13 protein-coding genes are annotated in these 15148 nt (G+C 65.5%); 6 read left to right on the plus strand and 7 right to left on the minus strand.

Annotation, left to right across the window (positions count from 1 at the left end; all coding sequences use genetic code 11):
• Positions 1-433 (minus strand): GNAT family N-acetyltransferase (locus A2J02_RS13550; protein ID WP_156516217.1); only part of this gene is annotated, 433 nt, incomplete at its 3' end.
• 109 nt (positions 434-542) lie between these two features.
• Complete coding sequence (locus A2J02_RS13555) at positions 543-1811, minus strand: acetoin utilization protein AcuC (RefSeq protein ID WP_068050656.1); 1269 nt, start codon at positions 1809-1811, stop codon at positions 543-545.
• Positions 1812-1996: 185 nt separating this feature from the next.
• Between A2J02_RS13555 and A2J02_RS13560 the strand changes: the two genes are divergently transcribed.
• Complete coding sequence (locus A2J02_RS13560; protein WP_068050657.1) at positions 1997-2683, plus strand: metal-dependent transcriptional regulator; 687 nt, start codon at positions 1997-1999, stop codon at positions 2681-2683.
• Between the two features lie 46 nt (positions 2684-2729).
• On the plus strand, positions 2730-3710 hold the full coding sequence (gene galE, locus A2J02_RS13565) for a UDP-glucose 4-epimerase GalE (protein ID WP_068050658.1): 981 nt from the start codon (positions 2730-2732) through the stop codon (positions 3708-3710).
• 38 nt (positions 3711-3748) lie between these two features.
• Here the strand turns inward: galE and A2J02_RS13570 are convergent, their stop codons facing one another.
• From A2J02_RS13570 to A2J02_RS13585, 4 genes are all read right to left on the minus strand, one after another.
• Positions 3749-4864, minus strand: coding sequence for a DUF4192 domain-containing protein (locus A2J02_RS13570; RefSeq protein WP_068050659.1), 1116 nt, complete (start codon positions 4862-4864; stop codon positions 3749-3751).
• A gap of 151 nt (positions 4865-5015) precedes the next feature.
• On the minus strand, positions 5016-5726 hold the full coding sequence (locus A2J02_RS13575; RefSeq protein WP_082899027.1) for a DUF5642 family protein: 711 nt from the start codon (positions 5724-5726) through the stop codon (positions 5016-5018).
• A 111-nt stretch (positions 5727-5837) separates the two neighbouring features.
• Positions 5838-6470, minus strand: coding sequence for an MBL fold metallo-hydrolase (locus A2J02_RS13580; RefSeq protein WP_068050660.1), 633 nt, complete (start codon positions 6468-6470; stop codon positions 5838-5840).
• A complete protein-coding gene (locus A2J02_RS13585) occupies positions 6467-7552 on the minus strand; it encodes an S-(hydroxymethyl)mycothiol dehydrogenase (protein WP_068050661.1) in 1086 nt (361 codons plus the stop codon). The genes A2J02_RS13580 and A2J02_RS13585 overlap by 4 nt, the downstream gene beginning before the upstream one ends.
• Positions 7553-7716: 164 nt before the next feature.
• Between A2J02_RS13585 and sthA the strand changes: the two genes are divergently transcribed.
• From sthA to A2J02_RS13605, 4 genes are all read left to right on the plus strand, one after another.
• Positions 7717-9132 (plus strand): Si-specific NAD(P)(+) transhydrogenase, encoded by a 1416-nt coding sequence (sthA, locus tag A2J02_RS13590; RefSeq protein ID WP_068050662.1) that lies wholly within the window; start codon positions 7717-7719, stop codon positions 9130-9132.
• A gap of 198 nt (positions 9133-9330) precedes the next feature.
• Positions 9331-10275 carry a proteasome assembly chaperone family protein gene (locus tag A2J02_RS13595; protein ID WP_068050663.1) on the plus strand — a complete coding sequence of 315 codons (945 nt, stop codon included), beginning with the start codon at positions 9331-9333 and terminating at the stop codon, positions 10273-10275.
• A 228-nt stretch (positions 10276-10503) separates the two neighbouring features.
• Positions 10504-11544: an alpha/beta fold hydrolase gene (locus A2J02_RS13600; RefSeq protein WP_068050681.1), complete on the plus strand. Its 1041-nt coding sequence runs from the start codon at positions 10504-10506 to the stop codon at positions 11542-11544.
• Positions 11545-11608: 64 nt separating this feature from the next.
• Positions 11609-14125 (plus strand): DEAD/DEAH box helicase, encoded by a 2517-nt coding sequence (locus A2J02_RS13605; RefSeq protein WP_068050664.1) that lies wholly within the window; start codon positions 11609-11611, stop codon positions 14123-14125.
• Here A2J02_RS13605 and A2J02_RS13610 read toward each other — a convergent pair.
• A complete protein-coding gene (locus A2J02_RS13610) occupies positions 14112-15050 on the minus strand; it encodes a hydrogen peroxide-inducible genes activator (protein WP_068050665.1) in 939 nt (312 codons plus the stop codon). The two genes, A2J02_RS13605 and A2J02_RS13610, sit on opposite strands and share 14 nt — an antisense overlap.
• Positions 15051-15148: the final 98 nt, after the last annotated feature.

The raw sequence follows: 15148 nt of genomic DNA on the forward strand, positions 1-15148 counted from the left end.
CCTCGGCGACGAACATGTTCACACCGTTCTCGGCGGCCGCTCCGGCGAGGTGTTCGAGCAGGATCGGACCCAGCCCGCGACCCTGGTGTGCGTCGGCGACGACGAAGGCCACCTCGGCGGAGTTGCCGTCTCCCTCGGGCAGTCGCTCGTAGCGGCCGACCGCGATGATGTCGTCACCGAGCACTGCGACGAACGCCACCCGGTCGTGGTGATCGACCGTGGTGAAGTTGAGCACGTCACGCTGCGGCATCGTGGGGTACGGGCCGAAATACCGCAGGTATCTCGTCCGCTCGGACAACCGGCCGTGGAATGCGACGATCCGTTCGGAGTCCGACGGGACGATGGGACGCAGGTGCACCACACCGCCGTCGGAGGTCAGGACGTCGGCAACCCAGTGCCGCGGAAAGGATGTTTCCGCTCGCTCTCTGGCCAGGTCCTTGTCGCTCGGTTCCTGGTTGCTCGGTTCCTGGTCGCGCGGTTCCTTGTCACTCGGGTCCGACGCCGCAACGGCCGGCTCCTCGTCCGAGGGGCTGTCGGTCGGATCAGTCACGCGGGTCCTCCGGATCGAGTCCGAGCAGTGGAAACACTGCTCGACGGGTGGCGATGATGGCCGAGTCGACGCGCTCGAGCGCCCTGTCGGTGCCGTCGGTCCCGGCGAGGGATCCCCCGGGTCCGTCCCAGGCGGGATAGTCGACGTCTCCCCCGTCACCCATCGTCTGCGGGAGGTCGACACTCGGTGCCATGGTCCGTACTCGCTCCCGCCACGTGTCCGGCAACGCCGACATCGGGTCGATGTCGCGACCGAGCGCGGCAGCGATGAGGTACGTCCAGGCCCGTGGAACGACGCGCACCAAGCCGTACCCTCCGCCGCCGACGGCCAACCACCGACCCTCGGAATGTTTGTCCGCCAGATCACGCATGGCCAGGAATGCCGCATTCTGGCCGTCGACGGTCAGGGCCAGGTCCGCGAGGGGATCCTCGCGGTGGCTGTCGACACCGCACTGGCTGACGATGATCTGAGGCGCGAACGCCGCGATCGCACCCGGCACGATCGCGTGGAACGCGCGCAGCCACAACCGATCCGCGGTGCCGGGCAACAATGGAACGTTGATCGAGGTTCCCTCACCGCGTTCGGCTCCCACCTCGGTCGACCATCCGGTGTTCGGCCACAGCGTCGCCGGATGTTGGTGCAACGAGACGGTGAGCACTCTCGGGTCACCGAGAAATGCCGCCTGAACGCCGTCTCCGTGGTGAGCGTCGACGTCGATGTAGGCGATCCGGTCGAACCCGTTGTCCAGCAACCACGAGATGGCGATCGCGGCGTCGTTGTAGACGCAGAAGCCGGAGGCCCAGTCGGCCATCGCGTGGTGCATGCCGCCGCCGATGCTCACCGCGCGTCGAGCACGTCCCGACGCGATTTCGCGGGCGGCGGCCAGAGAACCACCGGCGAGCATGGCGCTCGCCTCGTGCATCTGCGGAAACACCGGGTTGTCGTCGGAACCCAGTCCGTGGACGACGTCGTCGGGATCTCGCAGAGCCGGGCCCTGCGACGGTGCCTGTTTGACGGCCTCGATGTAGGCGCTGGTGTGAAATCGGAGGAGCTCGGAATCGGGCGCGGCAGTGGGCTCGACGAGTTCGACGCCCGCGAGCAGGCCGATGTCGGTAGCGAGTGCCATTGTCAGATCGAGTCGAGTCGGATTCATCGGGTGGTCGTCGCTCCACCGGTAGCCGAGGTAATCCGCGCTCCACACGACGATGTCCTCGGGGCGGTTCGGGATGGGCGCGGCGGCGCGTGTCGCCTGATCAGACATACGGACAAAACTACGTTGTCGGACGGGATGGTGTTGCCGGGTTCCGGTGTTGTCCCCACAGTCCCCTTGTGAGAAGCCATGGGAAACGGCGTACGCCGTTGTGGTGCGCCGCGCCCGCTGCGGCTGGGTGCAGCGCTCATTTCGGGGCGCTGACGGTAGGATCGAGCCCGACGAAGGGGTTGAGTGTGAAGGATCTGGTCGACACCACGGAGATGTACCTCCGGACGATCTACGATTTGGAAGAAGAGGGCGTGATTCCGCTCCGCGCGAGAATCGCCGAACGGCTCGAACAGAGTGGTCCCACCGTCAGCCAAACCGTTGCTCGGATGGAGCGAGACGGGCTGTTGTCCGTCGCAGGCGATCGACACCTCGAGCTGACCGAGAAGGGCCGAAGCCTGGCGGTCGCGGTCATGCGCAAACACCGTTTGGCCGAGCGTCTGCTCGTGGACATCATCGGTCTGCGCTGGGAAGACGTGCACGCCGAGGCGTGCCGTTGGGAACACGTGATGAGCGAGGAGGTCGAGCGACGTCTGGTCACCGTCCTGAACAACCCGACCACCTCGCCGTACGGCAACCCGATCCCCGGTCTGGAGGAACTCGGTCTCGGCCAGTCGACTCTCGCACCGGAAGCTCTCATCCGCCTCACGGATGTGCCCGTCGGCCAGCCGACCGCTGTCGTCGTGCGACGCCTCGCCGAGCACGTTCAGTCCGACCCGGAGGTCATCGCTCAGCTTCGCGAAGCAGGCGTGGTCCCCGATGCTCGGGTTACAGTCGAAGCCAAGCCCGGGTCGGTCACGATCACGGTGCCAGGACACAGTGGTGTCGACATATCCGAGGAAATGGCGCACGCCGTCCAGGTGAAGAAGGTCTGACCTCACACCGACGACGGCGTCGGACGCGTGTGAGGGAGAACGAACAGTGAAGCTTCTGGTTACCGGTGGTGCTGGCTACGTCGGCAGCGTCTGCGCGGCTGTGCTCGTCGAGCGCGGTCACGAGGTCGTGGTCGTGGACAACCTGTCCACCGGTAACCGGGACGCCGTGCCCGGTGGTGCCACATTCGTCGAAGGCGACATCAAGGACGTCGCCGCGGACGTACTGATCGGCGGCGGGTTCGACGCCGTCCTGCACTTCGCCGCGCAATCTCTCGTCGGCGAGTCGGTGGTCTCGCCCGACAAGTACTGGAGCGGAAACGTCGTCACCTCGCTGGCGTTGCTCGATGCCATTCGTGCATCCGGCACCGCGAAGCTGGTGTTCTCCTCGACCGCCGCCACGTACGGCGAGCCCGAGAAGACCCCCATCACCGAGGACGCACCCACCCGCCCCACCAATCCTTACGGTGCCACCAAACTCGCGATAGATCACGCGATCACGTCGTACGCCGCGGCCTACGGCCTCGCCGCCACGAGCCTTCGGTACTTCAACGTCGCCGGTGCCTACAACGGTTTCGGAGAGAATCGCGTCGTCGAGACCCACCTGATTCCGCTCGTGCTCCAGGTCGCACTCGGGCAGCGCGAGAAGATCTCGGAGTTCGGCACCGACTGGCCCACTCCGGACGGTACGGCTGTTCGCGACTACATCCACGTCGCCGACCTCGCCGAGGCGCACATACTCGCTGTCGATGCCGCACAACCGGGCGAGCACACCATCTACAACCTCGGCAGCGGCACCGGATTCTCCGTGCACGAGGTCATCTCGTCCTGCGAGCGCGTCACCGGTCTGCCCATCGCCGTCGAACATGCTCCCCGTCGTGCCGGTGACCCTGCCGTGTTGATCGCCTCGAGCTCGCGCGCAGTCGAGGAGTTGAAATGGACGCCGGAGCTGACCGATCTCGATCGGATCGTGGCCGATGCGTGGACATTCCTGCAACAGCTCGGCGATCGGTCGCACGCGGCGCGCTGACCCACTCGCCTGCCGATCGTCGATGTGCTCGACTGCCGTCACCGTCGACCGAAGGGGTCGCCGGGGAGCCGAACTCCGCAGGCGCGAGCACACGCGAAGCCGCTCTCGGCCACTTCCCGAACGAGATCGGGACCTGCGCCGGCGCTGAGCGACCGGTCCAGCAGTCGCGCCAGCGAGTAGTTCTCGTCGGCTTCCAGTGCCGCATCGATCGCGATGCGGGCCATCGGTCCGTCTCCGCGGACGTACGCGCTGAAGGCCAGAAGTGTTGCGGCGATGGCTCGTTCGGCCTTCGGCAGGACGCGGGACATCCTCGCCCAGAACTCTTCGACGAATCCCGCGTCGTCACCGAGAGTCAGGGCCAGCAGTGCGTCACGCACCTGGACATGACCGATCGCGAGTGCGATCCGAGCGATGTCGGTCGGATCCAATTCGGTGTCGTACGGCGCTCGCGCGACGTACGACAGCACCGACGTCAGCTCGTCGGTACGAGATCGAATCCCGTCCCGTCGTTGTCGCGAGATCTCGGCGGCAACGGCCCGCACGGTCGCGTCGGGGCCCGGCGCGATGGTCTCGGCCAGCTCGGACCTGGATCGTCGGACGGAGTAGCCGTCGAGCACGCGGGCCACGGTCATCGGCGACGCCGACGGATCGGACATCAGGCCGTGCCGCTGTGGTCCGCGCAACGTCCACCAGTCGGCGGATTCGGCGATCTCCGACGCCGCAAGGGCCTCACCGAGCTGCACTCCGAACGAGGCGAGTGTGGCGTCGAGTTCGGTCACCAGTGCTTCCACGTCGAGTAGATGCGATGTCCGGACGGTTCGATCGAGCCTGTCGTCGACGAACACCGCCATGACCGCGGGAATGTTCTCCATCGCGCAGTAGCCGGCCAGGTAGGCGATGACGTCGAGCATCTCCGGGGTCGCGCGGGTGTGACCGCCCGCGCGCCGATCGATGTGATCGCCGGCCAGGACGAGGTCGTGACGCATCGTGGGTCCGACGCTCGCACCGCCGTCCTTGACCGCGATGAGCACCATAGATCGGTGCGGGTGGAACCCGAGCATGGCCGGTACCGCGGTGATCAGGTCGCTCGGGTGGCCGAGCCGCACGCGATGGCGGGAGTCGAAGTTGCCGTGAGAGTTCGTCGGTGTGTACATACCGGAGAATCCTGGCCGGGGTCCCGACGATCGAAAGAGTCTCGACCTGGGCTTTCGTACTGCCCTGTGGAGAACTGCCGTGCTGTGGATGAATCGCGTCGCCGGCGCTGTAAACGACCGATTCGTGTCGGTGTCGTCTGCTAGTGCTGCGTCAGCTCTGGCCGACCTTCTGGACTGCCGCGGTGAACAGCTCGTCGAGGGTCATCGCATCGGGCGTGCCCGAGCCGAACGACATGAACGTGGCCGACACTCGCACGTCGTCGATCTGGGCCATCAGTGTCAGCATCGATTGTGTGACGGCGTCGCCGCCTGCTCCCGATGCGACGGTCTGCCGGACGGCCAACGTGTCGTCCGCATCGATGGGCGGTGCAGGCGTCAGAGTGGAGGTCACCGTCGAGGTCGCGCCGGACTTGGTTGCGGTCACCTCGGCGCACTGTTCGAGCTGCTGCTTGCGCGCCGAGAGCGGTTCGTCCACCGCGGTCAACTCGATCGAGATGGTGGACCGGCTGTCGTTGTCGGTGCCGACGATCATGGCCGTGCCCGTCGGGCCGAAATCCTGGTCGGCAGGCTTGCATCCCGCCGGGCTGACCTCGGCACCGGCAGGAATTCCGCTGAGATCGGGTGCGGCTTGCGAGATCGCCTGCTGGGGCAGCACCAGGGCGTCGTACGGTGCCGGGAAGCTGGACGGATCGATCAGCAGCGTGTTCAGATCCACGCCGGACTCCGGCGTCGAAGTGGGGGCACCCGCGCTGGGCTCGGGAGTGCCGGTGACCGTGGAACTGCAGCCGACCAGCACGAGAGCTGCGATCGCTGCCGAGGTCGCGGCGATGGACAGGCGGGTTCTGCGTGCGGCGGGGCTCACAAGACGTCCTCTTCGGGTCGGTGGAACGCCGCAGCACACGCTCCGGCGTCCCACCACTGTCTCATTCCGACCACCTCGAACGCGGCAGGCGACCCACCGCGGTGTCGCAATTCAGCTGCCGCGGGCGATCCATTCCTCGAGGTGCGGTGCTTCGTCGCCGATGCGCGTCCCGTCACCGTGGCCGGTGTTGACTCGGGTCTCGACGGGAAGCGCGAAGAGCCGATCACGGATGGACCCGATGATGGTCGGGAAGTCCGAGTACGACCGTCCGGTGGCACCCGGGCCGCCGGAGAAGAGGGTGTCGCCGCTGAACAACTCCCCCGCTTCCGGCAGGTACAGGCACGTCGATCCAGGTGAGTGCCCGGGCGTGTGCAGCGCCAGGATGTCGGTTCCGGCCACCGTGATGCGCTGACCGTCCTCGAGGGTCGAGTGCCCGACGCCCGGGTGCGTCTGTTCCCACAGCATGTCGTCGGCGGGGTGCAGCAGAATCGGCGCGTCCAACGTATCGGCCAGTTCCGGTGCCACGGTCACGTGGTCGTTGTGGCCATGGGTGCAGATGACGGCCTTGACCGTCCGGCCGGCAACCGCGTCGACGATCGGGGCCGCGGTGTGCGCTGCGTCGACGATCACCACCTCGTCGTCGTCGCCGACCAGCCAGATGTTGTTGTCGACGTCCCAGGTGCCACCGTCGAGGCTGAACGTGCCCGAGGTGACGACGTTCTGGACGCGGAACTTCCCGCTCACAGGACCACCACCGAACGCAGGACGGTGCCCTGATGCATCTTCTCGAAGGCGGCTTCGACGTCGTCGATGGTGATGCGTTCGGTGACGAACTTCTCGAGCGGCAGACGGCCCTGCTGATACAGATCGACCAACTGCGGGAAGTCGCGCTCGGGCAGGCAGTCTCCGTACCAGGAGGACTTGAGCGATCCGCCGCGGGAGAAGAAGTCGATCAGCGGCATCTCGAGGGTCATCTCGGGTGTCGGCACGCCGACAAGCACCACGGTTCCGGCGAGGTCGCGTGCGTAGAACGCCTGCTTCCAGGTCTCCGGGCGACCGACGGCGTCGATGACCACGTCGGCACCGAAGCCTCCGGTGAGCTCCTGGACTGCTTCGACGGCGTCGACCACGGAGGAGTCGACGGTGTGGGTGGCTCCGAGGCCCAGTGCCCATTCGAGCTTGCCCGGGTCACGATCGACCGCGATGATCGTCGACGCGCCGGCCAGGCGTGCTCCGGCGATCGCGGCATCGCCCACTCCGCCGCAGCCGATCACGGCCACCGAATCCCCACGCGAGACGTTGCCGGTGTTCATCGCCGCTCCCAGACCTGCCATCACGCCACAGCCGAGCAGTCCGACCACGGCGGGATCGGCGTCTGCGGCGACCTTGGTGCACTGGCCCTCGTGGACCAGGGTCTTCTCGGCGAATGCGCCGATGCCCAGCGCCGGGGTCAATTCGGTACCGTCTTCGAGGGTCATCTTCTGTGCTGCGTTGTGGGTGTCGAAGCAGTACCACGGAGTGCCGCGCTTGCAGGCTCGACATTCGCCGCACACGGCGCGCCAGTTCAGTACGACGAAGTCTCCGACCTCGACGTGCTCGACGCGGTCGCCGATGGTCTCGACGATTCCGGCCGCCTCGTGTCCGAGCAGGAATGGGAATTCGTCGTTGATGCCGCCTTCGCGGTAGTGCAGGTCGGTGTGACACACCCCGCAGGCCTGGATCTTCACGACGACCTCGTTGGGCCCGGGATCGGGGATGGTGATCGTCTCGATGGAGACGGGCTCGCCCTTGCTCTTGGCGACGACGGCGCGGACCTGCTGCGGCATGTGTTCCTCCACTGAAAATCGGGTGTTTTGTGCTCTGTTCAGCCTCGCACAACGCATCAGCACGTGGCGACATCTGCATGGGTTCGACGCACCGAATCATGGAGTTCACAAGGTTGTGACCGGGTGGGCACGCAGTCTTTGCGTGCGAGCGGTAACTATGACGAATGTCTGAACCCATGGAGTACGACCTGGTGGTCATCGGCTCCGGCCCCGGTGGCCAGAAGGCGGCCATTGCGGCTGCGAAGCTCGGCAAGCGGGTGGCGATCGTGGAGAAGGGCCACATGCTCGGCGGGGTCTGCGTCAACACCGGGACCATTCCGTCCAAGACGCTGCGCGAGGCCGTTCTGTATCTCACGGGCATGAATCAACGGGAGCTGTACGGGGCGAGTTACCGGGTGAAGGCCGATATCACTCCTGCCGATCTGTTGGCCCGAACCCAGCACGTGATCGGCAAGGAGATCGAGGTGGTGCGTTCGCAACTGCTCCGGAACCGCATCGAGCTGATCACCGGCGTCGGCAAGTTTCTCGACGCGCACACCATCGTCGTGGAGGACGAGACGCGGGGTGAGCGCATCACCGTCGCAGCCGCCAACGTGGTGATCGCCACCGGCACCGCTCCTGCCCGTCCGGCCGACGTCGCGTTCGACGACTATCGAGTGCTCGACTCGGACGGAATCCTCAATCTCGAATTCATTCCGGCGTCGATGGTCGTCGTCGGGGCCGGCGTCATCGGAATCGAGTACGCGTCGATGTTCGCTGCCCTCGGAACGAAGGTCACCGTCGTCGAGAAGCGGGATTCGATGCTCGACTTCTGCGATCGAGAGATCATCGAGTCGTTGCAGTTCCACCTCCGTGATCTCGCGGTGACGTTCCGATTCGGAGAGGCGGTGACCGCGGTCGACGTCGGGCCGAACGGGACCGTGACCACGCTGGCGAGCGGCAAGCGCATCCCGGCCGAGACGGTGATGTACTCGGCCGGTCGGCAGGGGCTGACCACGGCGCTGGATCTCGAGAACGCAGGTCTCGAGGCGGACGCCCGGGGTCGGATCTTCGTCGACGAGCATTTCCAGACCAAGGTCGATCACATCTATGCCGTCGGCGATGTCATCGGGTTCCCGGCATTGGCCGCGACGTCGATGGATCAGGGCAGGTTGGCCGCGTATCACGCGTTCGGCGAGTCCGACGCGAAGTTGACCGACGTTCAGCCCATCGGTATCTACTCCATCCCCGAGGTCTCGTACGTCGGAGCCACCGAGGTCGACCTGACGAAGGGATCGATCCCCTACGAGGTCGGGGTATCGAGGTACCGCGAACTCGCCCGGGGGCAGATCGCCGGCGACTCGTACGGGATGTTGAAGTTGCTCGTCTCCACCGAGGATCGATCGATTCTGGGCGTGCACATCTTCGGGTCGGGTGCGACGGATCTGGTGCACATCGGGCAGGCGGTGATGGGGTGCGGCGGCACCGTCGACTATCTCGTCGATGCCGTGTTCAATTACCCGACGCTGTCCGAGGCGTACAAGGTCGCCGCCCTCGACGTCACCAACAAGATTCGCGCGCTGGCCAACTTCGACCGCTGATCGCCTCGAGTCACCGAGAGCCCTCGGCGCAGGATGGGCGACCGTCCGGGAATGAACGGCAGGCAATCGGTTGTTCTTGTCGGTAGTGATTCGCCACGTTCGACGTCGGCGCGTACACGGCGCGAGCCGAGGGTCGGCGTATTCTGGCTCGAATCTCGTGTCGAGGTACCGACGAGTCGATCCGAAAGGGGCCAGGCCATGACCGAACAGTCGAAGATGTACGAGCTGGAGTTTCCGGCACCGCAAATCTTCTCCAACGACGGCGTCGGACCCGTCCTGGTGCACGGCCTGGAGGGTTTCTCCGACGCAGGTCACGCGGTGAAGTTGGCCACCACCCACCTGCGCGAGAGCCTGGAATCGGAGCTGGTCGCGTCGTTCGACGTCGACGAGTTGATCGATTACCGGTCCCGCCGGCCGACGATGACGTTCAAGTCCGATCATTTCTCGGACTACGACGCTCCCGAACTGAACCTCTATGCCGTCAAGGACAAGTCGGGCACTCCGTTCCTGCTGCTCGCCGGCATGGAACCGGACCTGCGGTGGGAGAAGTTCACCACCGCTGTCAGGCTCCTCGCCGAACAGCTCGGTGTGCGCCGCACCATCGGTCTCGGCTCGATCCCGATGGCCATTCCGCACACCCGGCCACTCGGTGTGACCGCCCACGCCAGCGACAAGGAGCTGGTCAAGGAGGGCAACAGCTGGGCAGGTGATCTGCAGGTACCGGGCAGCGCCTCGTCCCTGCTCGAGCTTCGGATGGCGCAGCACGGTCACGAGTCCATGGGTTTCTCGGTGCACGTCCCGCACTACCTCGCACAGACGGACTACCCCGGTGCGGCCGAGACGTTGCTAGAGAACGTCGGTGAGGCCGCCGACCTGGATCTGCCGCTTGCCGCCCTGGGTGAGGCCGCGGCGCGAGTTCGGGAACAGGTGAACGAGCACATCACCGGGAACGAAGAAGTCCAGTCGGTGGTGCAGGCGCTGGAGCGTCAGTACGACACGTATGTCGCCGCGCAGGAGCAGCAGTCGACGTTGTTGGCCAGTGACGAGCCACTGCCGAGCGGCGACGAACTCGGGGCCGAGTTCGAGCGCTTCCTGGCCGAGCAGGCAAATCTCGACGAGGGAGAGGACAACACCGAGCAGTGACAGTGTGAGTGGTCACAGAACATGATCGATTCGTCGGGCATATAGGACAGTCCGGACCGATCGAAACATACCTGTAACCGCAAATACGCTCGATGTTCTGCCCCGAGCGTCATCTCGTGCGAGAGTCGTAGCAACACGTACTCCGGTACGAAAGTCCACACACTCGTGCACGGCGTCGCCGTTCTGTGCCGCATCGCGCGGTGCACCAGGGAATTTCAGGAGGCGCAGATGACCACCAATCCGCGCAATCGCAAGCTCCGCCCGGTTCCCGACGAAGAACCACGGCTGATCTTCCGGACCATTCACGGATACCGGCGGGCATTCCGCATGGCCGGCGAAGGTCCGGTTCTGCTGTTGATCCACGGTATCGGTGACAACTCCGAGACGTGGAACGAAGTCATCCCGCACCTCGCGAAGAACTACACCGTCATCGCTCCGGATCTGCTGGGTCACGGTCGCTCGGACAAGCCGCGTGCGGATTACTCCGTCGCCGCGTACGCCAACGGCATGCGCGATCTGCTCTCGGTGCTGGGCATCGAGCACGTCACCGTCGTCGGTCACTCACTGGGCGGCGGCGTCGCCATGCAGTTCGCGTACCAGTTCCCGGGCATGGTCGACAGATTGGCTCTGGTGTCCTCCGGTGGCGTCACCAAGGACGTACATCCCATTCTTCGACTCGCGTCCATGCCGTTTCTGAGCGAGGCCGTCAAACTGCTCCGCCTACCCGGCGCGATCCCGGCGGTGAAGCTGGCGGGTGGCCTGCTGAGCAAACTGCACAGCTCTCCCCTGCGACCCGGATCGCTCCTGCACGACACTCCGGATCTGATCCGCGTGCTGAGCGAGCTCCCGGCCCCGACGACGTACGAGGCGTATCTGCGGACCTTGCGCGCCGTCGTGGACTGGCGCGGCCAGGTGGTCACGATGCTGGACCGCTGTTATCTCACCGAGAATCTCCCCGTTCTGCTCGTGTGGGGTGACCAGGACTCGGTGATTCCGGTCAGTCATGCGCGCCTCGCCCACTCGGCCATGCCCGGTTCCACGTTGGAGGTGTTCGAGAATTCCGGACACTTCCCGTTCCGGGACGATCCGATGCGCTTTCTGCAGGTCGTCGAGGACTTCATCGATTCCACACCGTCACTGACCTTCGACGAGGTGCGGTGGCGCAACCTGCTCATCACCGGTGTCGGTGAGGACATGATCACCGGAAGCGCCAGCACCCGGATGGCCGTTCTCGGCGCGATGGGTTCCGACGAGCGCAGCGCGACCTGAGGCGTCGCGACGGACGCTCGGTGTCGATGCGGGTTCGGCCGTCGATCCCACATAGCCTGTAGAGGTGCTTCTCACCGAACTGATTCCCGATGCCGCCGCCGCTCGGTCCGACGGCGTCGACCCGGATGTCCTGTTCGACACGTTCACCACCTGGACTGCAGATCGCGGTCTGACCCTGTATCCCGCGCAGGAGGAAGCTCTCATCGAGCTGGTCTCCGGCTCCAACGTCATCCTGGCGACGCCGACCGGATCGGGCAAGTCGATGGTGGCCATCGGAGCCCACTACGCCGCGATGGCCGCAGGCGTTCGGAGTTTCTACACCGCGCCGATCAAGGCACTCGTCAGCGAGAAGTTCTTCGCCCTGTGCGAGATCTTCGGCGCTCAGAACGTCGGCATGATGACCGGCGACGCGTCGGTCAATTCCGGTGCTCCGATCATCTGCGCCACCGCCGAGATCGTCGCGAACCTCGCTCTGCGCCAAGGTGCCGACTCCGACATCGGCCAGGTGATCATGGACGAGTTCCACTACTACTCCGAGCCCGATCGGGGGTGGGCCTGGCAGGTTCCCTTGATCGAACTGCCGAACGCTCAATTCCTGTTGATGTCGGCGACTCTCGGCGACGTCTCGTTCTTCCGGGACGATCTGACCCGACGCACCGGACGCACGACCACCGTGGTCTCGGGCACCGAGCGTCCGGTTCCCCTGATGTTCTCCTACGTCACCACTCCGATCAGCGAAACCATCGAAGAGTTGGTGCAGACGCACCTCGCGCCGGTCTACGTCGTGCACTTCACCCAGGCTTCGGCACTCGAACGCGCTCAGGCATTGACGAGTGTGAACGTTGCGTCCAAGCAGGAGAAGGCCGAGATAGCCGAGGCCATCGGTGCCTTCCGCTTCACCACCGGATTCGGCAAGACGCTGTCGAGGTTGGTTCGGCACGGTATCGGGGTGCATCACGCAGGCATGCTGCCGAAGTATCGACGGTTGGTCGAGAAGTTGGCGCAGGACGGGCTGCTCAAGGTGATCTGCGGAACGGACACCCTCGGTGTGGGCATCAACGTCCCCATTCGCACCGTGCTGTTCACCGGACTGACCAAGTACGACGGCGTCCGCACCCGCAAACTCCGGGCCCGCGAGTTCCATCAGATCGCGGGCCGCGCGGGGCGAGCCGGATACGACACCCTCGGCACCGTCGTGGTCGAGGCCCCCGAGCACGACATCGAGAACGCCCGTCTGGTGGCCAAGGCCGGCGACGATCCGAAGAAGCTCAAACGCGTACAGCGCAAGAAGGCACCCGACGGTTTCGTCTCGTGGGGCGAGCCGACGTTCGAGCGGATCATCACCGCAAGTCCTGAGCCGCTCACCTCACGGTTCTCGGTGAGCAACGCCATGCTGCTCAATGTCATTGCCCGGCCGGGCAATTGCTTCCATGCCATGCGTCACCTGCTCGAGGACAATCACGAGACCCGGCCCGCTCAGCGCAAGCACATTCTGCGGGCACTCTCGCTCTACCGCGGTCTGGTCGATGCGGGCATCGTCGAACAACTCGACGAGCCGGATGCCGACGGTCGACACGCTCGACTGACCGTGGACCTGCAGCCGGACTTCGCGCTCAATCAGCCGCTGTCGACGTTCGCGGTCGCGTCCTTCGAGCTGCTCGACGCCGAATCACCGACCCATGCCCTCGACGTCGTTTCGATCATCGAATCGACCCTCGACGATCCGCGTCAGATCCTGATGGCGCAACAGCACGCCGCGCGCGGCGAAGCGGTCTCGCAGATGAAGGCCGACGGCATCGAGTACGACGAGCGAATGGAACTGCTCGAGGAGGTCACGTGGCCGAAACCTCTTGCAGAGCTGCTCGTTCCGGCATTCGAGATCTATCGCGGCACGCATCCGTGGCTCTCCGAGGTCGGCCTGTCCCCCAAGTCCGTGGTACGCGACATGGTCGAGCGCGCGATGACGTTCGCAGAATTGATCAGCCATTACGGTCTGATGCGGTCCGAGGGACTCGTCCTCCGCTATCTCGCCGACGCCTATCGCACACTGCGCCAGACGGTTCCGCCGGAGTCTCGAACCGAAGAGGTACAGGACATCACCGAGTGGCTGGGTGAACTCGTGCGGCAGGTGGATTCGAGCTTGCTCGACGAATGGGAGAACCTGACGGACCCGGGTGCCGAGCCGGAGGCGCTCGTCGAGGCGTACGGATCCGATGTGCCGCGTCCGATCTCGGCCAACCCGCGGGCCTTCCGAATTCTCGCGCGCAATGCGATCTTCCGCCGAGTCGATCTGGCGGCGCGCCGACAGTGGAACGCCCTCGACGACCTCGACGACGGCCCGGACTGGGAGACGGAACTGGAACCGTTCTTCGCCGAGTACGGCTCGATCGGAACCGGACCATCGGCCCGCGGCCCCGCGCTGTTCACGCTGAACGTCGGTGCGGAGTCCACCACGGTGCGTCAGGTGTTGGAGGATCCCGACGGTGACCACGGCTGGTCGCTCGACGCCGTCGTCGATGTGCCGGAGTCCGATGCGGCGGGCGAGATCGTGTTCGACGAGATCGTGATCACGCCCGGCTGAGTCCACGTGCGTTGTCGGCGAGGACCTCTGCGGCGAGAAGACTTGCGAGCGCACTGTATTCGGCGGCGCGCGCACTCGAAGCTCGGTGAACGAGACCGATGGTGCGGCCGGGAGCAGGGTGGGCGAACTCTGCGGTGGACAAGCCCGCACGAGCGACCTCGACCTCGACGGCGCTGCGCGGCAGCAGCGTCAGGCCGAGCCCTCCTGCAACGCACTGCACCACCGTGGTCAGCGACGTTGCCCGGGTATCGCTCGCATCGGGTGCGGTGTCGACCGAGCGACACAGATCCAGGGTCTGCTCGCGCAGGCAGTGCCCCTCGTCGAGGAGGAGCAGAGGGAGACCGCGGAGGTCGGCGACCGTCAGATCCCGACGCCCCGCGAGAGGGTGCTCGGCAGGGAGCGCGAGCACGAAATCCTCGGTGTACATGGCTGTTTCGATCAAACCCGGATCGGCGAGGGGCAGCGCGAGAACGGCGACGTCGAGTGCACCGGACCGGAGTCCGTCGAGCAGTCGAGCGGTGTGATCCTCCACTATTCTCGGTACGAGGTCGGGGTACTCGACGCGCACGGCCGGGAGCACTGCGGGCAGCACGTAGGGTGCCACGGTGGGAATGATCCCGAGCCGCATACCACCGGTCAGCCGACCGCCCAATCCTGCTGCGGTAGCGACCAATCCGTCCACGGCGTCGAGTGCCGCAGTCGCCCGACCGAGTAACTGACCGCCGGCCGACGTCAGCAAGACCCTGCGGGTGCTGCGCTCGATCAACTGCACCCCCAGCCCCTGCTCCAGCGTGGCGAGAGCTTGCGACAGAGACGGCTGAGTGATGTTCAGTTGCGTTGCTGCACTGCCGAAATGGCGATGACGGGCAATTGCGACGAAGGCACGCAGATGCGACAGGGTCGGCTGATAGCTTCGATCGGTCACGCCTATCAGTGTAGTGCCACTCATCACGTTTACCTTTCACCACATTTTTGGCACACTCGTACCGGTCGGCCGGGCTCGTACGGCTGCATTCACGCCAC

This window comes from Rhodococcus sp. EPR-147, from assembly GCF_001647185.1.
In the GTDB taxonomy this organism is placed as follows: Bacteria; Actinomycetota; Actinomycetes; order Mycobacteriales; family Mycobacteriaceae; genus Rhodococcoides.